Here is a 25,317-nt window from a genome sequence, read left to right as displayed (position 1 = left end):
TTACAGCTTATTTTTTTAAACCGTATAAACTTATTTCTAATGCAGAAAAACAATAACGAAAAATGATATTTCTCACCATTGCGTCCTCCTATGAACCATTACAACGCGCTTTCTCGCAGACAAGCTATTTTAGTTTTACTTGGCTTTATCAGTATTTTGTTTGTGTTGGGTTTAGCGGCTCTAATTGGTCTAACAAATTTAACCAGACTTAATCAACAGCTTGAAGAGTTAGTAACTGATAATAACGCGAAGGCACAACTCATTACACTTATGCGTGATATGGTAAGAGAGCGCATGTTAAGTGTGCATACCATGACTTATCTAACAGACCCCTTTGCAGTTGAAGCTGAATGGGAACGTTATAGTGAGTATGCAGGACGTTTTATTCACGCGCGCGAGCAGTTGTATGCTTTACATCTGACTGAATATGAACATCAATTATTAGAGTCGCAAAAAGTTATTTTAGCTGATGCACAAACCTTATTAGATAAAGTTGTCTCTCTTTCACGTTTGGGAAAAGCAGAAAACGCACGTTTATTAGTTCTACAAGCGCAGGCGATGAATGATCGCGTCATGGAAGAGTTGCAAACTATTCGTAAAACGCGAGAAGCTGAAGCAGAAAAATCCTTGCAAGAATCCCGTTTTGCCTATCGTTACACCTTAATACAAATGTTAGTGTTAGGCTGTATCGCAATCATATTATCTATATTAATCATTGTTTTTGTTGTTAAAAAAATTAATCACCAAGAACGTATTTTGCAACAAGCCTTGCGTGAGATTTCTGTATTAAACGAATTATTACAAGCAGATAATCAACGAATGGGAACGGAATTAGCCATTACCCGTCAGTTGCAACAAATGTTGTTGCCTAAAGAACAGGAGTTAAGCGAAGTCAATGGATTAGAAATTGCGGGTTTTATGGAACCTGCGGCGGAAGTTGGGGGGGATTATTATGATGTGTTGAAACATAATGAACGGGTAATTTGTGCCATTGGTGATGTTACAGGACATGGATTAGAAAGTAGCGTGTTAATGTTGATGGTACAAACGGCTGTTTGTACATTATTAAATCATCAAGAAAATGACCCCGTAAAATTTTTAGATACGCTTAATCGTACTATTTATCATAATATTCAACGGATGAACTCAGATAAAAATTTAACGCTTGCGTTGGTGAATTATCAAGCGGGAAAATTGTTTTTAAGCGGTCAGCATGAGGAGATGATAGTTGTGCGGGCGGGCGGAACAGTAGAACGAATTGATACGATGGATTTAGGTTTTCCGATTGGTTTAGAAGAAAATATTGCCCGTTACGTTGCACAAACACAGGTATCTCTACACGCGGGGGATATTGTGGTTTTATATACAGACGGCATTACTGAAGCAGAAAATCAGGTTAAAGAACAATACAGTGTCGAGCGGTTGTGTCAAATCATTAGCCGTTGTTGGCAATGTTCCGCAACTGAAATTCGTCGTGCTGTTATTGATGATGTTCGTCAACATATAGGAAATCATCGTGTTTTTGATGACATTACCTTGTTAGTCTTAAAGAAGTTGTAATTTAATTAATCGTTAATAAAGATTCTTCCTCTACTGCTGCAACTTCGGATAATAACCAATCTCTAAAGGCCATAATTTTTACATTGGCTTCATATTCCTTCGGATAAGCAATGTAATAGTAGTAAACGTTAGGCAATTGAATTTCAAACGGTACAACTAACTTTCCTGCTTTTAAATCTTGTGTGACTAATTTACGGTCAGTAATGGCAACGCCTAACCCTGCAATAGCCGCTTCTAAGGCTAATGAAATCGTATTAAATTTAGGCCCGCGTTGTGGATCACCCACATCCACTTGTGCCGCATTCAACCATAATCGCCAATCATCACTTCTAACAGATACTTGTAATAAGGTTGCCTGTTGTAAATCATTTAAATGACGCAAGGGAAAGTTTTGCTGATAATCAGGATTACACACGGGAACTAATTCCTCTGCCATTAATGGGTGGCAATAAAGATTTTCTTGGTCTGTCCCTTTTTCAAAATGAATCATCAAGTCAATATCAGAACGAGAAAAATCAACAAATTCTACGGATGTGACCAAACGCACCTCTATTTCAGGGTAAGCAATTTGAAAGCGTGTTAAACGAGGAACTAGCCAACGAATTGCAAAAGAAGGGGTAACGCTCATATTTAGCGGCCCTGTTGTGCGATTAGAGGCAATACGGTCTGTTGCAGTGTGTAATTGCTCAAATACGGCACTAACCGTAGGTAAATAGCTTTGTCCTTCAGGTGTTAATATAACTTGGCGATTTAAACGGCGAAATAATTTCACGCCTAGAAAATCCTCCAGCAAACGAATTTGATGACTGATTGCTGAGGGCGTTACGCTGAGTTCATCCGCTGCGACATTAAAGCTTAGGTGACGGGCAGCAGCTTCAAAAGCTCGAATGGAATTTAAAGGCGGTAAACGGCGCATAGGGGTCTTTAAGGATGAAAATAATTCAATTGGTAGTTGAGAAACAATCGTTTGTCGAGTATATCGTGACACTTTACTATTCTATTCGACAAAATAGTATTGAATGATGGAATGCGATATAAAGTCGTTAGTTAAGTAAAAAGCCTCAACGCTTTGTTTTTATGGCATCATGTCATTCAGGCAAGCCTATCATTGTAGTAAATATAAGCCTGTAGATGCAATCAATAGTTGTCATTGTCTTGTTGTTTAAAGCGAAATTAAGCACTGATTATGCCAAAATGTATAGAAAAAAACGGTGCTTTTCCCCGAATTCTGTCTTCTAATATCCACTAGAAACGTGTTTGTAATGCATGGAGATTTGCGCTAAATACAGCTAGTTATTGTATTTAGCGCGATTTTTTGTATTGTATTTACTTAGCCCAGATAAAAACAGCCAAATAGACCCCGCTTCCCGTTAGACCTAGTAAAAACAAGGCTAACCATGCACTGGCAAATTTTTTCGCTGTGAGTGCTTGTTCAGGGCTGACTTCTTTTGTTCCTACAATCATAGGTTTTACTAGGTTTACTCTTTTGTAAAAGCGGTAAAACAGAATAGCTGCTATGTGTAAGCCAACTAACAACATCAAAATATTAAAGTTGATTTCGTGAACTTCGGTTAGGAAATGGCTGGTATCTGAAGAAACAAATTTAGCAAATGCGCCCGTTGTAAAAATATCATCATCTGCAAATAAACCTGTTCCTGTTTGTACTAAGAGTGCTAACAAGAGAAAAATAACCGACCATCCGCCAACGGGATTATGTCCAATGTATGCACTGGGTTGGCGACTGGGCAAATGTTTTAAATACGCGAGTGTTGCAGGAATACCATAAATAAAATCGCTGAAACGGGCGTGTTTACTTCCAACAAATCCCCATAAAATACGAAATAAAACGAGGGCTAAAACGCTATAGCCTAAGTAGGTGTGTAGCGTCATGTCGTAATACACATCTTCCTCCGTTGTCGCCCATAATCCAACGATTAAAAGAACTAATATCCAATGAAATAAGCGTACTGGCAAATCCCAGACAGGGATTTTTTGTAAACGCGGGGGATTATTCTCTTCTTTCATCATGTTTACCTGTAATTAAGCAGTTATAAAGGGAATCAATAAACAACGGTGACATAATAACAACTTAATGAGGAAACAATATGAAGGCTGGCTTAAGAAAACCATTATTTCCAAAAAGCCCGTTGTTGTTGGAATGTGTGCCAATGTTCAGCCAAAAGTGTTATGTGTGCAATCTGTTGATGTGCATACCAACCTTTTAGAAAATGGCGAACGGGAGCATCCGCAGCGATACTCGCTTGTGTGAGCAATTCATCTGCAATATTGACATCATTCAACACGCCTAAATCATCTTGCAATGTAGCGAGTGACTTGCTGAACTCACGGGTTGTTTTACCTGAATACAGTGAGGCAAAAAAGCGTGTGCCATAGACCATCTTTTTAATAAGAATTCGTAGCTTGTGTTTTTTTTCTGGTGGGAGTTGGATTAGATTTTTCCCTTGCTTACTAATTCGCTTGTCATATTGCCCTAATATTTGACTCGCAAAATCACTCACAGGCTGTGTTAAGGCAAGCAATGCCTCTCCCGTTAAGGTATCGCGCCATGTTCGCTTCGTAATCCAATGACTAAACGACAATAATAAACGGCTATAACGCGGGAGGGTTAAACTGTGACGTACCAGCGTGTAAGCACGGGTTTTAAAGTCAAGTGCAATGGCTTGTAAATCAGCAAGGATTTTTGGATCATCAATCTGTTCTTCCATCTGTTGAAGATTTAAACTGAATACATCCCAATCACGAGCCATACCCAAGATACTTCCCAACCATTTAAACTCACCTTGTAATTCAGTGTAAGTACTTGCTGGAATTAGTGGTTTATACAGACTTAAACAAGAGCGTAACCGTCGTAAAGCAACACGCATTTGATGCACACCTTCGGGGTGCGTACCATACAACACCATTGCTTCGTTTGCCTGCAAATGTGCTAAACAATGCCATAACAACTGTGCAAACGCCTCTTCAGCCGTCGCCTCTGTGCTAAGCGTTATCTCATGGGCCTTATAAAACTGTGGTGGACAAGGATTGTATAAACCATAACCCCGTGCAGCTTTGCTTCTATTTTCAATAATAAGCGGGATTTTTTCTTGAAAATTGAGTGCCAGTTGATACAAATTATCCGCAGAACCGGCCTTTAGTTCTAATTCAATTTCGTGTAATGGAATACGATTTGTTAGTGTCGTGATTTCCCCTTGATCCAGCGCGACTTCGATACGACTCCCATTAAATTCAATAAGCCATGTTTGTCGAACAAAATCAGTCGTAAAAACGGGAAGAATATTTTTTAAGTTTTTTTTATGTAAAAATCGGCTGGGCAATAAATTTTTTGGCATCAACTTAAAATCGGGTATATCTCCGTGAATTTCCGTTTCCCATTCTTGTCGTTGATGTAAACCATTGATAACCGTTCCTGCCGTTTTAACGGTTTGAATCCGTTTATCGTTAATTCGTCGCACCCGTAAACCAATTCCGCGTTGTAATAAAGCACAATCTACTGTATCAAAATAAGTATTGTATAGTCGCTTAGGTTCGTCTTGTTGAACGGCTAACAAGAGAGGATGTTGCTTTATATATTCAGCATCATCAGGAGCAAAATGCAGTTTTAATTCTGTTTCAATAGACATTATTATTCCGCGCGTAAAATTTGAGAAAATCGCTACATCATAAAGGCAAACAAGGGATATAGGGAAGAATAAAACATAAACCCTAATAACTGTGCAAAAAGTGCTGTTGTTCAGCAATAAAAACTGTGGATTTTCAGCACATCCAAAAAATGCTTATCGATAAAAACGAATAACTTTATAAAATTAAACGAGTTAATATTTAGCAAAAAGATGGCACACTCCCTGCTTAATGTACAAGCGAACTTGCAAATATAAGCACGCAACTGCAAGGTTTAAGTTTAAATACAAAAACTTCCACAGAATTTTAGGAGTAATTGCTCATGAAAACCACACAAAAAGGTTTTACCTTAATCGAACTCATGATCGTTGTCGCGATTATCGGTATTTTAGCTGCTATCGCTATCCCTGCTTACACCGACTACATCAAGAGAGCCCAAGTCTCTGAAGCCGTCCAATTACTCGGTGGTTTGAAGACTCCTAGCGAAGAATGGTATAGCAGTAAAAATGTTTTCCCAAAACCAGCTTCTGTCAATGCTAAAACCCGTGGTAAATATGTTACCAGCCTTACACAACAAGCGGATACTGTTGGTGTTTACCTAGCAACAGTCACAAAAATCACTGGAGCCGTTGTATTCTCTTACAACAACGTTACCCAAACATGGACATGTAAGGTTGATAGCTCAGCGAATGACATTTACAAATACGTCCCTACAAACTGCAAATAGTCTAATCGTTTGAGTTGGTAGTTAAAACCCGCCCTTAAGGCGGGTTTTTTTCTGTGTAATTTTAAGAGAAAACTATTTACAATGAAATTACTACAAGCGTTTTCACTTAAAGCGTTACTTTTTGGATTATTGTTTTTCTCTCTCATCATTGGTTGCGCCCTCCTTTTTCTCCCTTATTTGAATGGCATCTTAATTTTTGATGATTATGCAAATTTGCATACATTGAAAGATTTTGATGAAAATAATTTTTGGTTAAAACTTGGACAATTTATCACTGAAGGTGCTGCAGGTGAGTTAGGTCGTCCACTTTCGCTCTTATCCTTTGCTTTGCAATATCACTCTTGGCCACAAGTAGAACCCTTTAAATATATTAATTTAATGCTTCACTTGTTAAATGGTTGTCTTGTTTTTTGGGTATTGGTTTTACTCTCGCGTTTTTTTGCATTAACGCCCGTTCGTTGTTCACTGCTCATTTTTTTAGTGACCGCTATTTGGTTATTGCACCCCATCCAAGTTTCAACCACGCTTTATATTGTGCAACGCATGGCACAACTTTCTACCCTGTTTATCTTGGTAGGCATCATATTCTATTTAAAAGGACGTTATTTACTCGCAGAGAACCGCCTAAAATTGGGGTTTTTCTTAGTAACGGCGGGGGTTATTGGAGGGGGGATTTTAGCTGCCTTCAGTAAGGAAAATGGTGTATTACTAGTATTTTATATATTTGTTTTAGAAGCAACTTTATTACAAAAACTAAAAACGCCGCTTTATTGGCGATATTGGAAAACCCTATTCATTGACTTGCCCTGTTTTGCTGTTGTTGGTTACTTATTTCTCAGTTTGGGACTAGGCAAATTTCAAGCAGGCTACGCTTCACTGGGTATTGACGTTTCTGAACGGTTATTAACACAAAGCCGTGTACTTGTTGATTATATGGGGCAAATATTATTAGTACGCCCCGACCAATACGGATTGGCTCATGATGATTATCTGCCTTCTCATGGGTTATTAACGCCGCCCATTACGCTTTTTACAACGATATTTATTCTCGCTTTATTTGGATTAGCCTGTTGGTTTAGAAAAATATATCCTCTGTTTGCGTTTAGTGTTTTATGGTTTTTTGCTGGACATGTATTAGAATCCAGTTTTGTTCCCCTGATGTTATATTTTGAACATCGCAACTACCTCCCGCTGGTAGGGGTTGGGGTGGGAATGGTCTATGGTCTTTTCTGGTTATATGACCGTTTAAAACAAGATAATTTACAATGGATAGTTGTTACGTCCAGTATTGCTTGGCTATTTTTCATGGTTTATTTGTGTTGGATACAAGCAACAATTTGGGCAGCCCCACTTTATCAGGCGGGTTTATTAGCAGAAAAACATCCTTACTCGCCAATGGCACAATCCCATGCGGCCTCTGTCTATTTTAATCAAGGTCTTTCCGAACAAGGGGAACAGGTATATCAAAATATGATTGAGCGGTTTCCTGATGAAACAGGCCCTATGATGTTGCTCTATGGTAAACGTTGTTTTGGCAATGGAAAACATCAAGTTGAACTTGAAGACCTTTATAAAAAACTTCAAACAGCCGTGGTTGACTCAGCAACAATTGCCGCATTAAATAGCATTATCCTTGAACAGGCGAATGGTGGCTGTGAGTTAATTCCTGTGCAATCTGTTGAAAACATGCTGACATATTTATTGGCTAATCCAAGAGTTGGGCAACAGAAACGCAATATTTATGTGTTACAAGCCTTGTCTTATGGCTATAACGAACAATATGAATCTGCGTTGAATAGTATTAGTCAAGCAATATTACTGAAGGATGTCACCCCTGTTTTCCATTTCTGGCGAGTGGCTTGGTTATTAAAATTAAATCGTGTTACTGAAGCACAACAAGTGTTCACGACCATTTTACAAACATTTACGCCATTACAACAAACACTGTATAAAGATGATATTGCCTTTTGGAAGAAACAATTGGCTGAACATAAATAAGCAGGTTTATTCTTATTAATTAACTAAATAGTTGGCAATGAACTCATCTACAGTGCAACTTCGCTATGCCCTATTATTTTTCTCCGCACTTGCTGGCTGTGGCTGGCTATATTGGGCTGGATTGCAAGGCGGATTGATTTTTGATGATTATAGTAATCTGGGCGATTTAGACAGTATAAAAACAGCACAGGATTGGTATAAATTTGTTGGACAAGGGATTGCGGGCGAATTAGGACGACCTATTTCCCTGTTGAGTTTTGCCTTACAAGTTGATGCGTGGCAAGCAGGTGATATATGGGCATTTAAATACGTTAATCTATTGCTGCACTTATTAACGGGTTGTTTGCTTTTCTTACTGCTATTGCAGCTTACAAAATATTTAGGCTTGACTGAAGAGCAATCTCTTTTATTTGCCTTCTTAACCAGTACATTATGGTTGATTCATCCCCTAAATGTTTCAACAACGTTGTACGTTGTACAAAGAATGACGCAACTCTCGGCGTTATTTACCGTATTAGGACTTGTCGTTTACTTATATGGCAGACAGTATCTTACTGTTGCTAAATATAAATCCTTAGTTTTAATGTCTATTGGTATTGGTGGCGGTGGCATCCTTGCATTGTTAAGTAAGGAAAATGGGATTTTAATTCTTTTTTACGTATTAGCCTTAGAATTTACCATTTTGTCCGCTACGCCACGTACACGTATGTGGCAAATATGGGCAAGTTTTTTTCTCTACCTGCCGATATTTCTGTTTTTAGGGTATATAGGCAGTAAATTTGGTAGTTTTTTAAATATTTATGCTATACGCGATTTTAATTTAACCGAGCGGTTGCTAACACAAAGCCACGTATTAGTTGATTATATTTCTAAAATTTTGCTAATCAATACCAATCCTTTCGGGTTGTTTCAGGATGATTTCCCCCTTTCTCGCTCGCTGCTTACGCCACCCTTAACACTGATAACCGTTGTTTTTATTCTGGGTTTATTGGGTACAGCACTTCTATTGCATAAACGATTTACTATTATAACGGGTGGAATACTTTGGTTTTTTAGTGGTCACTTACTAGAGTCCAGTATTATTCCGCTGGTTATTTATTTTGAACATCGTAACTATTTAGCAATGGTTGGTATTTTATGGGGGTTTGTTTATGGCATTGTGTGGGTTGTACAGCGCGTGCAAAAACCCTTATTCCGTTACTTAATAAGTGGGTTAGTTTTGCTTTGGATAGGCATTATGGGACTGAAAACGGCTGTAGAAGTGGATATATGGAGTAATACTGCGAAACAAGCCATTGTTTGGGCAAAAGAAAGACCACATTCCTATTATGCACAGTCACAAGCAGCCTCGGCATTAGCAACACTTGGTGAATTTGCAAAAGCGCAAACCTATCATCAGCAAATGATAAACAATAATCCCGATGATACATCGGCTTATTTGTTATGGTTAGCATTTCGCTGTTTTAGTGATCAGGTACAAGAACCTGATATGCCACTCCTATTAGAAAAAACCCGCACAGGGCGCGTCACAAATGGTTCACTAGAAGGAATTAATACCATTGCGGGATGGCATAAACAGAACAAGTGTTCTATCGTTCCGTTAGCAACAGTTAATCTTATTTTACAAAATTTGATTGATAACCCAAACAGCTATATTCATTTGAAAGATATTTATGCCATTTACAGTGATTTATTGGTATTTGAAAAAAATATACCTTTAGCCGTTGACTTGGCGAATAAATCACTGGCATTAGAATATGATGCACAACTACATCTTAATATGATTCGTTGGCTAGCAACAGCACAACGTTATCAGGATGTACTCACGCAAACCCAACTGATGCGCAATAAATTAACTTTTGCGAATCGCGCACTATTTATACAAGATTTGAATATATTAGAATCATTAGCTCATAAAGCACTTTTGGTGCAAAACCCTAACATAACTGGGAAAGAAGATGACAAGCCTTAGCATTATTTTACCTTGCTTAAACGAATCTCAAGCCTTACAAGGTACGTTGCAGAAATTAACCGCCTTATATGCCCATGCTGAAATCATTGTTGTTGATGACGGCTCGTCTGATAATTCAGCAGAAATAGCAACCCAACTGGGTGCAACTGTTGTTCGTCATCCTTACAGAAAAGGTAATGGTGCGGCAATTAAAACAGGTGCACGCAATGCAACAGGGGATGTTCTTATCTTTATGGATGCCGATGGACAACATGATCCTGCCGATATTGAACGTTTATTAGCCGAGATAGAGAAGGGACATGATATGGTTGTTGGGGCGCGGGGAATGGAATCTCAAGCCAGTACTGCCCGCCTATTCGCCAACACTTTTTATAATAAATTAGCCAGTTGGATGGTAGAACAACCCATTGCTGATTTAACTTCAGGTTTTCGTGCTGTACGTGCCAACAAATTTAAAGAGTTTTTATCTTTATTACCCAATACTTTTTCTTATCCCACAACGATTACAATGGCGTTTTTCCGTGCGGGTTATAGCGTTTGCTACATTCCAATCATTGCACATAAGCGAATAGGTAAAAGTCATATTAAAATTTTGCGGGATGGAATACGTTTTTTATTAATTATATTTAAAATCGGTACATTATACGCACCACTAAAACTATTTGGTTCTTTAAGCGTCGGTTTTTTTATTTTTGCACTATTTTACTATTTTTATACCTTCTTTACCGATGGACGATTCACCAATATGGGCGCGGTTTTATTTACCACCTCTATCCTCATTTTCCTGATTGGTTTAGTTTCCGAGCAAATCACACAGTTATTATATACCCGCAAAGAATGATAAAATGACCATGCGCGCTTATCCACCTTAATCATTATTAAGATTGATAGCGTGCTTGGTTAATTAACGGGTCGTTGGAAACAAATCATAAAATCTAATAGATTGATATTCATCAATTAAATCCAATATAAATTCACGGCTATTTGTTAATTTTATAAAAATTCCGTTCCATCAATATATTATGCTGTCATCAACAACACGCTTCATTTTTGGAGTCTAAAAAACTTAAGGATATCAGCATGAAGTATATTAAAGTAGGGGCTGCAACACTCAATCAAACTCCCCTAGATTGGATAGGTAATCAAAAAAATATTTTAGCCGCCATTGAAACCGCACGAATTCAAAAAGTTAGTATTCTATGTTTGCCTGAATTATGTATCAGTGGTTATGGGTGTGAAGATGCGTTTTTATCGCCCAATACCCTCATAGAATCACAACGAATGCTACAACGGATTTTACCCTACACAAAAGAGATGGTTGTTGCGGTAGGGTTGCCCATTAATTATCAAAATCGTGTTTATAACGCTGTTTGTTTACTGGCAAATGAACAAATTTGTGGATTTGTTGCAAAACGATTTTTAGCAGGTGATGGAATTCATTATGAACCCCGCTGGTTTAAACCTTGGGTATCTAATGCCTATGTAGAAATAGAAATCAGTGGCAAACGCTATCCGCTGGGAGATATTTATTTTAACTGTGGTGGTGTACGTATTGGTTTTGAGATTTGCGAAGAAGCATGGGTAGCCAATCGTCCGGGTATTCGCTTAGCCCAAAAAGGGGTGGATATTATTTTAAACCCCAGTGCCAGCCACTTTGCTTTTGATAAAAGACTCGTACGAGAACGCTTTGTTTTAGAAGGTTCACGCGCTTTTAGCGTGAGCTATGTTTATGCTAACTTATTGGGTAATGAAGCAGGACGGGCTATTTATGATGGCGATTGTTTAATCGCAACTGGTGGACAACTGCTTGCAACAGGTAAACGCTTTAGTTTTGCCAACTATCAAGTGGTGAGCGCGTTAGTTGACGTTGATTTAACCCGCATGTCCCAAGCTCGCACAGGGGATAGTGTGCCTAATTTAGACACGCGAGTGTATATCCCCTTTGATTATCCCGACTGTTTACCCATACAACCCAGTCATTCCAATCAGCCCTCGTGGGAATTTAGCCCCACATTAAAAGAAGAAGAATTTACCCGTGCCGTTAGTTTAGGACTGTTTGATTACCTGCGTAAAAGTCGCTCACACGGTTTTGTTATCTCCCTCAGTGGTGGTGCAGACTCCTCCGCCATAGCCTGTTTAGTGCGCCTCATGGTTGCCTTAGGTTTAGAAGAACTGGGTACACAAGGTTTTTGCGATAAACTTTCTTATATTAAAACATTACCACAAACCACCATCGGCGACATGGTAAAACAACTTTTAACCTGTGTTTACCAATCCACAGAAAATTCAACAAAAACAACACAACAAGCAGCGACAACATTGGCGCAAGCCCTAGGGGCGGACTATTTAGAACTGAATATCAATAAACTGGTCAAAGCCTACGTTGATATTGTTAGCAGCGCGACAAATGTCAAATTAACTTGGGAAAAAGACGATTTAGCCCTACAAAATATTCAAGCACGAACACGTGCCCCCAGTGTTTGGTTAATTGCTAATCTGCGTAACGCCCTACTGCTAGCAACCAGCAATCGTTCCGAAGTTGCGCTAGGCTATGCGACTATGGATGGCGATACGGCGGGCGGACTAAGTCCTTTAGCAGGCATAGACAAAGATTTTCTGCGTCATTGGTTACGCTGGTTAGAACAAGAAGGCTCGATGAATTTAGGCACAATCCCCGCGTTATCCTTGATTAATCAACAAGCCCCAACCGCAGAACTGCGCCCTACAACACACGGTAAACAACAAACAGACGAAGACGATTTAATGCCGTATAATCTGCTTAACGTTATAGAAAAAGCCGCAATTCGAGATCGACAAACGCCTCACGAAATTTACCACCTGCTCCATGCCCGCTTCCCTGATTATCAAGAAGCGCAATTACTGACATGGATAGAGCGTTTTTTTAGCCTGTGGAGTCGGAATCAATGGAAACGCGAACGCTACGCTCCCAGTTTTCATTTAGACGATGAAAACCTTGACCCACGTAGCTGGTGTCGTTTTCCGATTTTATCAGGTGGCTATCAGTTAGAACTAGCTGAAATGAAAACCCGTTTACAAAAAAAGTAAACCTACCTGTTTCCCTAACCCATCCCTAGCACACAATGGACAACAAAGCCAACTACGCCCTTGTCGGCTTATTCGTTATCATTCTCAGCATAGTGATGATAGCTTCTGTACTCTGGCTGACAATAGGAACAGAAGAAAAAGTTTATATCACCTATCAAATTCATATTCGCGAATCTGTCTCAGGCTTAAATGTAAAATCTCCCGTAAAATACAAAGGGGTAGAAGTTGGCTACGTCCACAATATTGCACTTGATGCAGAACGCCCAGATGAAGTTCAAGTGCTCTTAAAAATTGAATGGAATACGCCCATTCGCCAAGATACCGTAGCAACACTCTCCTCTCAAGGTTTAACAGGTCTTGCCTATATAGAGCTGACAGGCGGTGCGGGACAGTTAATATCCAAAGAACCAGATGTAGGACAACGCTACCCTGAGTTAAAAACGAAGCCTTCTTTACTGGTTCGTTTAGACAGTGCTATTTCAGAATTAATGAGTAATATCAATAAAGTATCAACTGTTACAGATGGGATGTTATTAGACATCAAAGAAGTTACAAAAGCGGTTGATGATTTATTATCTCCAGCTAACCGTTTACTGATTTCCAACACACTACAACACATAGAAACACTAACCAATACTGTAGCAAACCGTTCAGCCACTATAGATAATAGTATCGTTTCTGTTGCGACAACCCTAGAAAATAGCGCGAAAATCAGTCATGAACTTCCTCACTTTCTAACACGCCTAGAACAAACCCTGACAACCCTAGAACAAACTGCACAAAGTTTTTCTAAAACCTCGAACAGCGTAAATACCATTGTTGAAGAAAGTCGGACAAACATCAGCAAAACAACCCTTGCCATTGCTAAAGCGGCACAAGGGGTAGAAACAACCGTCAACCAAAGCAAACAAGGCATAGATGGCTTTACGCAACAAACCCTACCTGAAGTCAATAATACCTTAAGAGAACTCCGTGAACTCATTGCCAGTTTACGCGGACTCAGTCGAGAACTAGAACGCAACCCGAATATTATTTTATTTGGTAAATCCAAATCTGCACGAGGACCTGGAGAAAAATGAACCGATTAACTGGGATTATTTTGGCTAGTTTGCTACTCCTAACTGCTTGCAATCCCCTAAGAAAAGAAGAATTACCTGTACAAAACTACTTCTTTGACCTCCCCATTACGGCGACCACCATCAACAAAGCGGGTAAAACGCTCTTAGTCTCCATGCCACAAGCTGCATCAGGATTTGACCGTGTTGAACAAACCTATATCCGCATCCCCTCAGTACTTGAAACCTACAGCCGTAGCCAATGGATAGACACGCCCGCCCGCATGTTACTCCCATTACTGGTCAACCAACTAGAATCCACCGGTAAATTCGGTGCAATTCTCTCTGTAACAACAGCATCTGTACTGGGCGAATACCGACTAGACACAGAAATATTACGCATACAACAAGAATTTACCACACCAACCAACCAAGTGCGTTTTATCCTCCGTGCCCAACTCCTAGACATGCAAGCCCAACAAATTGTTGCCACTCGTATTTTTGAAGCCACTGCCCCTACCGACAGTGATGATGCAGCAGGCGGTGCAAAAGCCATAAACCATGCCGTTGCAACTGTCTTGCAAGACCTCACCGATTTTGTACTAGCTCACATTCAATAATGTTGTAAAAGGAAATTTGCTGTCATGCACCCAATGTTAAATATCGCTATCAAAGCCGCCCGTCTTGCAGGTGCATTGATGGTACGCGCTCGTGAACAAGGCTCAAACTACACCATTGACCGTAAAGGCAAAGGTGATTTTGTCAGCAACATAGACAAACAAGCTGAAGCCATCATCATAGAAACCTTACACCGCGCCTACCCAGAACATGCCATTCTTGCGGAGGAAAGTGGTTTACAAACAGGTTACAAAACCAGTGATTACGAATGGATTATTGACCCACTGGATGGAACAAGCAATTTCCTCCATGGCTATCCGCATTTTGCGGTTTCTATTGCCTTACGCTATCAAGGACGTGTAGAACAGGGCGTTGTCTATGACCCCTTACGGCAAGAGATTTTTACAGCCTCCCGAGGAGCAGGTGCATTTCTCAATGATCGACGTATTCGAGTATCACCACTCACAACCTTAGAAGATGCCTTAGTTGGCACAGGGTTTCCTTTTAAATATCCTTTATATATGGATAGTTATATGGCAACTTTTCGCGCACTTTTCCCGCTGGTTTCAGACGTGCGCCGTGCAGGGTCTGCGGCATTAGACCTTGCTTATGTTGCCTGTGGTCGACTGGATGGTTTTTGGGAAATCGGCTTACGTGAATGGGATATTGCAGCGGGTGTTTTGCTCATAGAAGAAGCGGGTGGATTACTAAGCGATTTCAATGGCGGCTTTGACTATTTTAAAACAGGCAACATTGTTACAGGCAACCCTAAAATTTTTAAAGGTATTTTACAAGCAATTCAGCCACATTTATTGCCAGAATTAAAGCGTTAACACCTACAATAATATTGATTGTAATAACATGATTTATATAGAGAGTAAGAATAGCATTTATTGTATTTTTACTCTTCAATATCAATAGGATATCTTTTCACCGAGTGTTTATGAAACATCTAAGACCAGTACTATTTATCTTTGGTTTATGTTTTTTAATGATTTTATTATGGCATAGTTGGGAAAAGATTAAAGGACTGCTGATAACTGTTCAATGGACGCTTTTTAGCTTATCTGTTTTAATTACAATGGCTTGGTATATTGTCACCAGTTTACTCTTTAAAGAACTTTTGCAGAAATATGGTGTTATCATCAATCACCGTTTAAATCACACCATTTTTTTTTATGGGCAAATAGCCAAATATGTACCCGGTAAAGTATTTGGCTTGTTATACCAAAGTTTACTTTTACAAACTAAGGGAGCAACCAGTGCTGTTGTATTTGCCAACTTAGATTTAATGGGATTATTGATTTTCTGCTGTAGTGCAATAGCCCTTACACTAACGATTGCAATTTATAACCTGTTTTTCGCAATACTACTATTTCTATTAAGTTTACTAATTTGTGTTTGGATAACTCGTACCTGTCTATTTTTTACCCTAACTAAACATATACTCTTTTACTTTCAATCTATTGCTAAACGATTAACGTTATGTTCTTGCGTGCCTCACTCATCCAACATAAAAGTAATGAGTTATTATATTCTATTTTGGTTTAGTTACTTAGGTGGACATTATTTTCTCTTACAAGCTGTTTTTGATTTTTCACTAACACAATCGACATATTATATAATTTGTCTCAGCGCGGGTTGGGTTGTTGGTGCTGTTTCACTCATCATACCTGCGGGTATGGGTGTTAAAGAACTGGTTTTTGTGTATCTTGCTCATTTAATTACACAAGATGTCACTTTAGACACGCTTACAGCCGTTGCAGTCGTTTCTCGTGTATGGCTCATGTTGCAAGAACTGCTTGGTATAACATGGGTATTTTGCTGGAATTTTTACCATCACAGGTTTGTCCCGCATGTCTAACTCTCATCTAAAACTGTGTTATGTTCTGGCTTATCGACAACCAACCTATATTAGGACAGTTTCACTACTAAAAGCATTACAACAAATTCAAGAAATTACTTTATTCACAGCCATCAATCGAAAAACAGGAATCCTGCGTTATATTGATACAATATGGCAACTGATACAAATTCGATGGAAACATAACCCCGATTATTATATTCTCGGGTTTCGTGGACATGAAATATTCTGGTTTATCAAGCTAATAACTGTTGGAAAACCATTAATATTTGACAGCCTGTTGTCACCCTCAGCAGCTCTCATTGGGGATAAAAAACAGGGCAACTTAGGTGTTTTTTTAGGGAAAATTCTCTTTTATTTTGAAAAATCTATTTTGCATCACGCAAACTATATTCTCACTGACACACAACTTCATGTTGATTTCTTATGTAAACAATTTTGTCTACCACCCAATAAAGTTTTTGCAATTCCTGTTGGTGCAGACGAAACGTTACCCTCTATCAGCCCCATACAAAAAACACATTTTGAAGTCTTATTTTACGGTTCTTTTTTACCATTACATGGGATGTCTATTATGTTGGAAGCAGCAAGCCATCTGAAAGACAAACCTATTCATTTTGTTTTTATCGGTGGTAACGGAAAAAATCTAAAGGAATTCAAAAAATTACAGGAAAAATTTTCTTTATATCATAATATTAGCCATATAGAATGGGTAGATTTTTCTACCCTCATTCACAAATATATCCCCAATGCAGATTTAGGCTTAGGTGGCGCGTTTGGCAATACACCACAAGCACAACGCGTTATTACAGGAAAAACTTCTCAATTTTTGGCTTTGGGTAAACCCACGATTGTTGGTAAAATAAAAGAAAATATTGATTTTATAGATAAAAAAAATTGTTTATTAGTGGAACAAGGTGATGTCTTTGCACTAGTGACAGCAATTGAGTGGGCATATCAGCATCAGGTAGAACTGCCCGCTATTGGTCAAGCAGGATTACAACTGTATCAAAAGCAACTCTCTATTAAACAAATATCACAAGTGCTTAAAAAGGTTTTAAAACTATGTTGAAATATTTTCCGCCACGCTATTTATTTCGTCGTTACGAGATATTAAGACATCTACGTCCAGCTAAGCGTTTTTTAGAAGTTGGTGCGGGCGGTTTAGCCTTATCTCAAGAACTATTGGCTTATTTTCAAGCGGGAAAAGCCGTTGATTTTTCACCAAATATAGAATCTTATTATATGGCACTGCCATTGCCAATCCGTCAACGGCTAACTTTCGAACAAGGTGATGTTGCACAACTACCTGTAGCAGATACTTATGATTGCATTGTTGCCTGTGAAGTAATGGAACATATTGAAGACGATAAACAATTTCTTACCACTTTATACGAAAGGTTAGTGCCACAAGGGCAACTATTAATTTCTGTTCCTGCCCACATGAAATTCTGGACAATTCATGACGACATTACAGGACATTTTCGACGCTATGAAAAACAAGCTATTATTGAACTTTTTCAACAAGTAGGTTTTGAAAATATTACCGTAATTGCTTACGGTTATCCCTTCATTAATATATTAAGATGGTTACGTGCGTTATATGCCAAAAAACAAGCAAAAGTAAAAGCTAGCTGGGATAAAAATCAACAAACACAATGCAGTGGAATAAATCATGTTCCTACTATTTTTAATTGGATTGGTCTTTTCGTAAATCCTTATACGGTATTACCTCTTAATTGGATAGCTCGTCTTTTCAATCAACTAGACCTTGCCGAAGGGTATATCATCGTCGCAGATAAACCACATCATCAACTTTATAATTAAACAAATTAAGAAGCCTTATTTATGACAAAGATTTCCTTTCTAGGTAAATTTATTTTATTCATTCTTCTCTTTCTTACCTATCTTAATTATGGCGGTTTGCCTGCCAGTATGGCGTTAGACCCTTCATGGAGTCAAGCATTGGGATTTGCACTAAAAAATGGATTCCAACAAGGTAAGGATATTATCTTTACCTATGGACTATTTGGTTATTTTTATCATCCTACTAGTTCTTATGATACTGATTTATATCATATATATATGTTATGGCAATTGACAATAGCGACAATTATCGCGTGGTTTTCCATTATTAGAGCAAGTCAGCTTACTAATTATTTAGATAAGATATTATATTTAATAATATTGTTAATAATTCCATTATTTATTTATGTATTAGATTCACTCTATTTTTTCTTGATATTATTATTAACCAGCCTAATTGCAAATCCATCATTATTTTACAAGCATAAACTTCATATTAGCCTAATTGGTTTTACATTATTATTTGCGGCTATTACAGCAACGGCAAAATTCACACAATTTGTTGCTGCTGGTTTTGCGGTCATCATGATCACTATTATTGTTGGGCAACAATATGGGTGGAAAAGATCCCCCTTAATACCATTAGTATTCATTAGCCTAAGCATTATGATGTGGTTGATGCTTGGGCAAGACATCACTAATATCAAAGACTTTATTGCAAACTCGTTTGATGTAGCTCATAACTATGATGATGCAATGTCCATTGAAGGACCACCACAAGAAACGATTTTGGCTTCTGTCATTCTATGGTTACTAATTGGTATAGGCATTATTAGTGCGTTTTTGCCAACGTTAAATATCAATCGGTTATGTACATTTTTAGCCATTGGGCTAGTCAGTTTTTTGGCATTTAAATTAGGGCTGGTTCGTCATGATCAGCACTCCATAATTTTTTTTAGTCTTGCGGCACTCGTACCATTTCTATTTGATTATAGTGAAAAACTACATGCTCGTTTAATCGTACTATTTTATCTATTTCGTTACACCTTGATTATACTTGCGATAGCGGGGCTATTTTTGGCAATAGTGCCTTTTAACGAAAAAAGAGGCATAGCACCCTTACAGGTAAATAATATTCTGATACGTTTGGGTGAACATATCACGCTTAATTTCCAACGACTTTTACTCGTTGGGGAAATCAAAAAATATTATGATAATCAAAATGTTTATTTAAGAAAAATGTTTGATTTGCCCAATACACGGCAAACGATTGGTAATGCAACGGTTGATATCTTTTCTTATGAACAAGGGGTTCTTTTACTCAATCAGTTCAATTGGCACCCACGTCCCGTATTTCAAAGTTACTCTACCTATACACCTAACTTACTTACCATAAATAGTAACTTTTATGCGAGCAACCAAGCACCCGCATTTATTTTGTTTAAATTACAAACAATTGATAATCGTCTGCCATTAATGGACGACATTGAAGCGATTAAAGTCATTTTGCGTGATTATCACCCACTGTTTACAGAAAATGGTTTTTTACTATTAAAACATGCACCACGTCCAGATAAAGGGGCGCGAGAAACTTTCTTATTACAGCAAGCAGTTAATCTTGGTGAGTTTATTGACATTTCAAGTTTAAATAATAAACAGCTTTTGCTAACGCTTGAAATATCAAAAACAATAACAGGGGAACTCTATTCGTTTTTTTACAAAACATCCACTGTGTATCTGGAAATAATAACAACCGATAACAACAAAATGCTCTACCGTATCATTCCACAAATGATGGAAACAGGTGTAATTATTAATCCATTGATTCTCAATGAAGAAGACCTGATGAAATGGTATTCAAATATGCCATTGGCACGAATAGCCCGTTTGCGTATTCTCACTACTGATAAAGGTATGGAACAGTTTAATGCAAAAATTGTTGTTAAATTTAGCGAATATAATGTTCTTCCATAATACTTATTGAATTTCATGTCATTAAATTACAATACTTAATAACAATTCACCATAAGCCTGTATAACTAAAAATCGCCCTTTATGTACGATTCTCCACCACTTAAACAAATCTTAGAAGCTGCACTCCTTGCGGCAAATCAGGCTTTAACAACTGACCAATTGCTGGCGTTGTTTCCTGAAGAAGCCCAGCCAGAACGGGGGGATATTCGTCTGGCACTGGCGGATATTCGTGAAGAATGTGGTCAGCGTGGTATCGAGTTAGTTCAAGTCGCGAGTGGTTATCGTTTTCAGGTAAAAACAACATTAACGCCTTGGATTAAAAAACTCTGGGCAAAACGCCCGCCGCGCTATTCACGGGCTTTATTAGAAACATTGGCATTAATTGCTTATCGTCAACCGATTACTCGCGCGGAAATTGAAAATATTCGCGGGGTTAGCGTTAGTTCATATATTATCCGTACTTTACTCGATTATCAGTGGATTCGAGTTTTAGCACATCGTGATACACCCGGTAAACCTGCGTTATATGGGACAACTAAGATGTTTTTGGATTATTTCGGCTTAAAAAGTTTAGACGATTTGCCGACATTATCGGAATTGAAATTAATGGAGAATTTTGGAGATGCTATTTTTGCAGAGGAGGAAGAAGAACCACTGACAGAAACTGTTGTAGCAACTGGGTTATATACAGAATTATTAGATAATGTAGAAGTAAACGGCTCTCTGCCGATAGACGAAGAAGAGAAGTAGAATAAGGGCAAATAAATTCGCCCTTAATAGACTAACCGACTATTCCACCTATTCCACCGCTTTTTTTCTATTCCACTGTATAGATGACCAAATCGCTAGGGCAATTAAAACAGCACCCGCTAAACCTGTAACAACTTCTGGAATATGAAATAATTCTTCTGTCAGCATGATAACCGCAAGCACGGCAATGGCATAAAATGCGCCGTGTTCCAAATAGCGATATTCTGCCAGTGTGCCTTTTTCAACTAACATAATAGTGAGTGAACGGACAAACATAGCACCAATACCTAAACCTATCATGATAACAAAGATATTATTGGTCAGCGCAAATGCACCAATAACACCATCAAAGCTAAAACTTGCATCTAACACTTCCAGATAGACAAACATGGCGGCACTGGCTTTGTGCATACTTTCTATGTCTTTTTCATCAATTTCCATCAATGCACCCACACCATCCACAAGAATGTAGGTGATTAAGCCAAAAATACCTGCAACAATAAATTCGTGTGCCTCATGAGCGGGCATTGATGTAGAAATCATATACATTAAAAACATCACTAAACCTAATTCAACCGCTTCAATCCGTCCAACTTTGGTCAGTGGTTCTTCAATAATTTTTACCCAATGAATTTCTTTTTCTTTATCAAAAAAATATTTTAAGGCAACCATTGCTAGAAATGCCCCCCCAAAACCAGAAATTTGAATGCGGGCAGCCGTTAAGATTTCTGCATATTTATCAGGGTCAAAAATAGCCAAGTGTAACGTTGCAAAAGGATTTAAATGGGCGGTAATACCAACAATTAATAAGGGAAATACTAAGCGCATTCCAAAAACAGCAATTAACATCCCCCATGTAATAAAACGATGTCTCCAAATATCTGTCATATTGTTTAAAACTTTAGCATTTACAACGGCATTATCAAAAGATAATGACACTTCCAATACGGCTAAAATGGCAACAATAAAGAGAGTTGAAAGCGCACCGGTTATTGTATTTGTGTAAAGATAACCCAACACTAGACCTAAGATTAAACCAATGCCCGTTACCCAAAACGAGCTATTAAAGTATTTTAAATTATCCATTGCACATTGCTTTCCTATAAAAGAATTAAAGAATAAAAAACCTGACATTTTTCCATGAAACTGTCAGGATTGCCTATCTTATCGTTTTTACTTAAAAAATAAAATCTTATTCTTTGGTTAGTCCATCTAATGTGTTTAACGCACTGTACAAATGTGGACGACGGTCGCGGAACAAACCCCATGCGGTACGAATTTCATTTAACTTATCCAAATCAAAAGTTGTCGTTAAAATTGTTTCATCGGTTCGATTTGCGGTTGCAATCATGCCACCATCTCCCCCCGTAATAAAGGAAGAACCATAGAAAGTAATCGCACATGTGTCGCCGTCTTCTTTACCGATACGGTTTGAGGCGATAACAGGAATACAATTAGCGGCAGAATGTCCTTGCATCGTCCGTTGCCAATGTCCTGAAGAGTCAATGCTTGCATCTTGAGGTTCTGAACCGATTGCGGTGGGGTAAAATAACAGTTCTGCCCCCATCAGTGCCATTGCCCGTGCGGCTTCAGGAAACCATTGGTCCCAACAAATACCCACGCCAATAACACCAAATTGTGTATTCCAGACTTTAAAACCCGTATCCCCAGGGGAAAAGTAATATTTTTCTTGATAGCCATGTCCATCAGGGATATGTGACTTACGGTATAAATCCATGATAGTTCCATCAGCATCGATGACGGCTAGCGAGTTAAAATAGGCGCGATTCGCCCGCTCAAAAAAACTCACGGGTAAAACAACCTTTAATTCTTTCGCCAACTGACTCATCCGCGCTAATAATGGATTATCTTTAAAGGGTTGGGCTAATTTGAAATGTTTAGGGTCTTGGTCTTTGCAAAAATAGGGTGCTTCGAATAGTTCTTGAATTAAAATGATGTTTGCCCCTTTTGCAGATGCTTGACGAACCAGATGCTCTGCACGAGCAACATTACTGTCTAAATCCCAAGTACAAGCCATTTGTGTCGCGGCAACGGTAACATTTCTCATAATTATCCTTTCATGATTAATAGGTAAATAGAACTTTACGGGATACAATAGGATATAACCCAATCGTGACGAGAAAGTGACGCTTTATTTAGCTTTTTTCTCGTAGGCAGGAAATTCTTCAAAAACATTGCGTACCCGCTTAGAGCGCATAACATAGAGCAGTAACATAGAATCTATATATAACACCGCCAACATAACCCCATCAAATTGTCTAACGCCAAGCAGTAAATAAATAATCATCAAGCTCATATCAATGATAAAACTGCTGAGTAATAAACCCCGTCCTTTTGTCCAGATTCTTCGTATCCACGATTGTTCTGGCGTGTTGGGTACACGTTTAAACATTGGAATAAAAATTAAAAAAGCAGGGATAGAAGACAAAATGAAGGCTAAATTTGCAGGTTTATGCGCAAACTGGGAGATATACGGAATAATCAGTTTACCTGCATCAGTTAATGCAGGGAGAAAATTCAGTAAAATCGGTAGAATAAACAAAACTACAATATATTTTAGTGCATAAACAGTTGTTACAACAAGATTAAATGGAATTTTTAAAACCTGATGCTCATTGTAATCATCAAAAGAATATTTTGTATCCATACAAACCTAAGTTAGTTTAAAAACAGATGATATGCGGGATTATTCGCCTCTTCCCAAGAGGGATAAGCCAATTTTTGTAAAAAGGCTTTAAATTCGTCTAATTCAGTATCTGCAACCTGAATACCCACTAAAACACGCCCTTCTGCTGCACCATGATTGCGATAATGAAATAAACTGATGTTCCAACGGTGTCCCATGAGTGTCAGAAAATGTAATAATGCACTGGGACGTTCAGGAAATTCAAAACGATATAAACGTTCATTTGCCACAGACTGTGCGCGACCACCGACCAAGTGCCGAATATGTAGTTTCGCCATCTCATTATCAGTCATATCAACCACAGCATAGCCTTGACTATTAAGAGTATTTAGCAAGTTTTGTTTTTCTTGCTGTCCTTGACTTAAACGCAACCCAACAAAAACATGTGCGTCACGTGCATCCGCATAGCGATAATTAAACTCTGTAATAGCACGCAAACCTATCGTATTACAAAATTCACGGAAACTACCGGGATGTTCAGGAATAGTGACGGCTAATAAGGCTTCACGTTTTTCACCAATCTCAGTGCGCTCAGTAACGTAGCCCAAACGGTCAAAATTCATATTTGCACCGCTTGCAATAGCAATTAATTGTTTTTCCGTACAATTTTCTTGTTGAATATACCGCTTTAAACCTGCTAAGGATAACGCACCAGCGGGTTCAGTTACTGTGCGAGTATCTTCAAAAATATCTTTAATTGCAGCGCAGATTTCATCCGTGCTGACCAGTAACACATCATCTACATAGTGACGAGCAAGTTCAAAAGGTAATTTTCCTGCTTGTTTAACCGCAACACCATCGGCAAACAACCCCACTTGCGCCAACGTCACACGCTCCCCTGCCCGCAAAGCTTCATACATGCAGGCGGATTCTTCAGGTTCTACGCCAATAATTTTAATCTCTGGACGACAATATTTTACATAAGCGGCAATGCCTGCAATCAGTCCACCTCCCCCAACAGGCACAAAAATCGCGTCTATAGGACTGCTATGCTGTTGCAAAATTTCCATGCCTATTGTGCCTTGTCCTGCAATCACATCAACATCATCATAAGGTGGAATAAAGGTTAATTGCCGTTCTGCGGTCAGTTGTTGCGTATGTTGATAGGCTTCGTCAAAAGTTGCGCCATGCAAAATCACTTCTACACCATAATGCTGCACAGAACGAACTTTAATATCGGGCGTGGTGGTTGGCATGACGATGACGGCGGGAATTTTTAGGCGCGTTGCGGATAATGCAACGCCTTGTGCATGATTGCCTGCGGAAACGGCAATAACACCTTTAGCGGATAATTCAGGCGGTAAATTCGCAATTTTGTTATATGCTCCCCGAATTTTGAAGGAAAACACGGGTTGCATGTCTTCCCGTTTAATCCAGATGTGATTATTTAAGCGTTTTGATAAATTTTTAGCCTCATCAAGACGGGTTTTTTCTGCTACGTCATAAACACGCGATTGCAAAATTTTTTTGATGTACGGAGTTAGCATGAAAGCGTAAAAATCCTTGTAAGTCTGTTATTGGGTTTAATACGAATAATCATTTTTTGGTCGTGCTAAACCCGTAAAACTTATTGTAGGG

General features: G+C 38.6%; 21 protein-coding genes. 14 read left to right on the top strand and 7 right to left on the bottom strand.

Annotation, left to right across the window (positions count from 1 at the left end; genetic code table 11):
* Nucleotides 1–90 precede the first annotated feature (90 nt).
* The gene (locus AL038_RS04280; RefSeq protein WP_062149513.1) at nt 91–1,560 is read left to right on the top strand and encodes a PP2C family protein-serine/threonine phosphatase; all 1,470 of its coding nucleotides are present in this window, start codon (nt 91–93) and stop codon (nt 1,558–1,560) included.
* A 1-nt stretch (nt 1,561) separates the two neighbouring features.
* Here the strand turns inward: AL038_RS04280 and gcvA are convergent, their stop codons facing one another.
* The 3 genes from gcvA to AL038_RS04265 form a co-directional block, all read right to left on the bottom strand.
* Nucleotides 1,562–2,548: a transcriptional regulator GcvA gene (gene gcvA, locus AL038_RS04275; protein ID WP_062149510.1), complete on the bottom strand. Its 987-nt coding sequence runs from the start codon at nt 2,546–2,548 to the stop codon at nt 1,562–1,564.
* A gap of 338 nt (nt 2,549–2,886) precedes the next feature.
* Entirely contained in the window at nt 2,887–3,588 is a 702-nt protein-coding gene (locus AL038_RS04270) for a cytochrome b/b6 domain-containing protein (protein ID WP_066246091.1), read from the bottom strand.
* Nucleotides 3,589–3,689: 101 nt separating this feature from the next.
* Entirely contained in the window at nt 3,690–5,204 is a 1,515-nt protein-coding gene (locus AL038_RS04265; protein ID WP_062149504.1) for a CYTH and CHAD domain-containing protein, read from the bottom strand.
* A 320-nt stretch (nt 5,205–5,524) separates the two neighbouring features.
* Between AL038_RS04265 and AL038_RS18740 the strand changes: the two genes are divergently transcribed.
* The 13 genes from AL038_RS18740 to scpB all read left to right on the top strand — a co-directional run bounded on the left by AL038_RS18740 (nt 5,525) and on the right by scpB (nt 21,032).
* A complete protein-coding gene (locus AL038_RS18740) occupies nt 5,525–5,929 on the top strand; it encodes a pilin (protein ID WP_062149501.1) in 405 nt (134 codons plus the stop codon).
* An 81-nt stretch (nt 5,930–6,010) separates the two neighbouring features.
* Complete coding sequence (locus AL038_RS04255; protein ID WP_062149498.1) at nt 6,011–7,927, top strand: hypothetical protein; 1,917 nt, start codon at nt 6,011–6,013, stop codon at nt 7,925–7,927.
* Between the two features lie 37 nt (nt 7,928–7,964).
* The gene (locus AL038_RS04250; RefSeq protein WP_062149495.1) at nt 7,965–9,899 is read left to right on the top strand and encodes a hypothetical protein; all 1,935 of its coding nucleotides are present in this window, start codon (nt 7,965–7,967) and stop codon (nt 9,897–9,899) included.
* A complete protein-coding gene (locus AL038_RS04245) occupies nt 9,886–10,740 on the top strand; it encodes a glycosyltransferase family 2 protein (protein ID WP_062149493.1) in 855 nt (284 codons plus the stop codon). Before AL038_RS04250 ends, AL038_RS04245 begins: the two co-directional genes overlap by 14 nt.
* Before the next feature lie 239 nt (nt 10,741–10,979).
* A complete protein-coding gene (gene nadE / locus AL038_RS04240; RefSeq protein WP_062149490.1) occupies nt 10,980–12,965 on the top strand; it encodes an NAD(+) synthase in 1,986 nt (661 codons plus the stop codon).
* Between the two features lie 35 nt (nt 12,966–13,000).
* Nucleotides 13,001–14,044, top strand: a complete 1,044-nt coding sequence (locus AL038_RS04235; RefSeq protein ID WP_083991423.1) for an MlaD family protein — start codon at nt 13,001–13,003, stop codon at nt 14,042–14,044.
* Nucleotides 14,041–14,640, top strand: coding sequence for an ABC-type transport auxiliary lipoprotein family protein (locus AL038_RS04230; protein WP_062149484.1), 600 nt, complete (start codon nt 14,041–14,043; stop codon nt 14,638–14,640). Before AL038_RS04235 ends, AL038_RS04230 begins: the two co-directional genes overlap by 4 nt.
* A gap of 24 nt (nt 14,641–14,664) precedes the next feature.
* On the top strand, nt 14,665–15,471 hold the full coding sequence (locus tag AL038_RS04225) for an inositol monophosphatase family protein (RefSeq protein WP_062149481.1): 807 nt from the start codon (nt 14,665–14,667) through the stop codon (nt 15,469–15,471).
* A gap of 110 nt (nt 15,472–15,581) precedes the next feature.
* Nucleotides 15,582–16,502, top strand: coding sequence for a lysylphosphatidylglycerol synthase domain-containing protein (locus AL038_RS04220; protein WP_062149478.1), 921 nt, complete (start codon nt 15,582–15,584; stop codon nt 16,500–16,502).
* The gene (locus AL038_RS04215; protein ID WP_062149475.1) at nt 16,495–17,574 is read left to right on the top strand and encodes a glycosyltransferase; all 1,080 of its coding nucleotides are present in this window, start codon (nt 16,495–16,497) and stop codon (nt 17,572–17,574) included. Before AL038_RS04220 ends, AL038_RS04215 begins: the two co-directional genes overlap by 8 nt.
* On the top strand, nt 17,568–18,329 hold the full coding sequence (locus AL038_RS04210; RefSeq protein ID WP_062149472.1) for a class I SAM-dependent methyltransferase: 762 nt from the start codon (nt 17,568–17,570) through the stop codon (nt 18,327–18,329). The genes AL038_RS04215 and AL038_RS04210 overlap by 7 nt, the downstream gene beginning before the upstream one ends.
* A gap of 21 nt (nt 18,330–18,350) precedes the next feature.
* Nucleotides 18,351–20,282 (top strand): hypothetical protein, encoded by a 1,932-nt coding sequence (locus tag AL038_RS04205; RefSeq protein WP_062149469.1) that lies wholly within the window; start codon nt 18,351–18,353, stop codon nt 20,280–20,282.
* Nucleotides 20,283–20,363: 81 nt separating this feature from the next.
* Nucleotides 20,364–21,032: an SMC-Scp complex subunit ScpB gene (scpB, locus tag AL038_RS04200; RefSeq protein WP_083991422.1), complete on the top strand. Its 669-nt coding sequence runs from the start codon at nt 20,364–20,366 to the stop codon at nt 21,030–21,032.
* A 48-nt stretch (nt 21,033–21,080) separates the two neighbouring features.
* On the opposite strand, the gene AL038_RS04195 is transcribed toward scpB, so the two are convergent.
* From AL038_RS04195 to ilvA, 4 genes are all read right to left on the bottom strand, one after another.
* Nucleotides 21,081–22,118 carry a DUF475 domain-containing protein gene (locus AL038_RS04195; RefSeq protein WP_062149466.1) on the bottom strand — a complete coding sequence of 346 codons (1,038 nt, stop codon included), beginning with the start codon at nt 22,116–22,118 and terminating at the stop codon, nt 21,081–21,083.
* 106 nt (nt 22,119–22,224) lie between these two features.
* Complete coding sequence (gene aguB / locus AL038_RS04190; protein WP_101539097.1) at nt 22,225–23,100, bottom strand: N-carbamoylputrescine amidase; 876 nt, start codon at nt 23,098–23,100, stop codon at nt 22,225–22,227.
* 84 nt (nt 23,101–23,184) lie between these two features.
* Nucleotides 23,185–23,700, bottom strand: coding sequence for a DUF2919 family protein (locus AL038_RS04185; RefSeq protein WP_062149463.1), 516 nt, complete (start codon nt 23,698–23,700; stop codon nt 23,185–23,187).
* Between the two features lie 11 nt (nt 23,701–23,711).
* Nucleotides 23,712–25,226 carry a threonine ammonia-lyase, biosynthetic gene (gene ilvA / locus AL038_RS04180; RefSeq protein WP_062149460.1) on the bottom strand — a complete coding sequence of 505 codons (1,515 nt, stop codon included), beginning with the start codon at nt 25,224–25,226 and terminating at the stop codon, nt 23,712–23,714.
* Nucleotides 25,227–25,317: the final 91 nt, after the last annotated feature.

It is taken from the genome of Beggiatoa leptomitoformis, assembly GCF_001305575.3.
GTDB classification, from domain to species: domain Bacteria; phylum Pseudomonadota; class Gammaproteobacteria; order Beggiatoales; family Beggiatoaceae; genus Beggiatoa; species Beggiatoa leptomitoformis.
This window is presented reverse-complemented; position numbering and strand designations above follow the sequence as displayed.

Coding starts and splice junctions, on each gene's coding strand:
- AL038_RS04280 (WP_062149513.1), top strand. CDS start 91: ATGAACCATTACAACGCGCTTTCTCGCAGACAAGCTATTTTAGTTTTA.
- AL038_RS04270 (WP_066246091.1), bottom strand. CDS start 3,588: ATGATGAAAGAAGAGAATAATCCCCCGCGTTTACAAAAAATCCCTGTC.
- AL038_RS04265 (WP_062149504.1), bottom strand. CDS start 5,204: ATGTCTATTGAAACAGAATTAAAACTGCATTTTGCTCCTGATGATGCT.
- AL038_RS18740 (WP_062149501.1), top strand. CDS start 5,525: ATGAAAACCACACAAAAAGGTTTTACCTTAATCGAACTCATGATCGTT.
- AL038_RS04255 (WP_062149498.1), top strand. CDS start 6,011: ATGAAATTACTACAAGCGTTTTCACTTAAAGCGTTACTTTTTGGATTA.
- AL038_RS04250 (WP_062149495.1), top strand. CDS start 7,965: ATGAACTCATCTACAGTGCAACTTCGCTATGCCCTATTATTTTTCTCC.
- AL038_RS04245 (WP_062149493.1), top strand. CDS start 9,886: ATGACAAGCCTTAGCATTATTTTACCTTGCTTAAACGAATCTCAAGCC.
- nadE (WP_062149490.1), top strand. CDS start 10,980: ATGAAGTATATTAAAGTAGGGGCTGCAACACTCAATCAAACTCCCCTA.
- AL038_RS04235 (WP_083991423.1), top strand. CDS start 13,001: ATGGACAACAAAGCCAACTACGCCCTTGTCGGCTTATTCGTTATCATT.
- AL038_RS04230 (WP_062149484.1), top strand. CDS start 14,041: ATGAACCGATTAACTGGGATTATTTTGGCTAGTTTGCTACTCCTAACT.
- AL038_RS04225 (WP_062149481.1), top strand. CDS start 14,665: ATGCACCCAATGTTAAATATCGCTATCAAAGCCGCCCGTCTTGCAGGT.
- AL038_RS04220 (WP_062149478.1), top strand. CDS start 15,582: ATGAAACATCTAAGACCAGTACTATTTATCTTTGGTTTATGTTTTTTA.
- AL038_RS04215 (WP_062149475.1), top strand. CDS start 16,495: ATGTCTAACTCTCATCTAAAACTGTGTTATGTTCTGGCTTATCGACAA.
- AL038_RS04210 (WP_062149472.1), top strand. CDS start 17,568: ATGTTGAAATATTTTCCGCCACGCTATTTATTTCGTCGTTACGAGATA.
- AL038_RS04205 (WP_062149469.1), top strand. CDS start 18,351: ATGACAAAGATTTCCTTTCTAGGTAAATTTATTTTATTCATTCTTCTC.
- scpB (WP_083991422.1), top strand. CDS start 20,364: ATGTACGATTCTCCACCACTTAAACAAATCTTAGAAGCTGCACTCCTT.
- AL038_RS04195 (WP_062149466.1), bottom strand. CDS start 22,118: ATGGATAATTTAAAATACTTTAATAGCTCGTTTTGGGTAACGGGCATT.
- aguB (WP_101539097.1), bottom strand. CDS start 23,100: ATGAGAAATGTTACCGTTGCCGCGACACAAATGGCTTGTACTTGGGAT.
- AL038_RS04185 (WP_062149463.1), bottom strand. CDS start 23,700: ATGGATACAAAATATTCTTTTGATGATTACAATGAGCATCAGGTTTTA.
- ilvA (WP_062149460.1), bottom strand. CDS start 25,226: ATGCTAACTCCGTACATCAAAAAAATTTTGCAATCGCGTGTTTATGAC.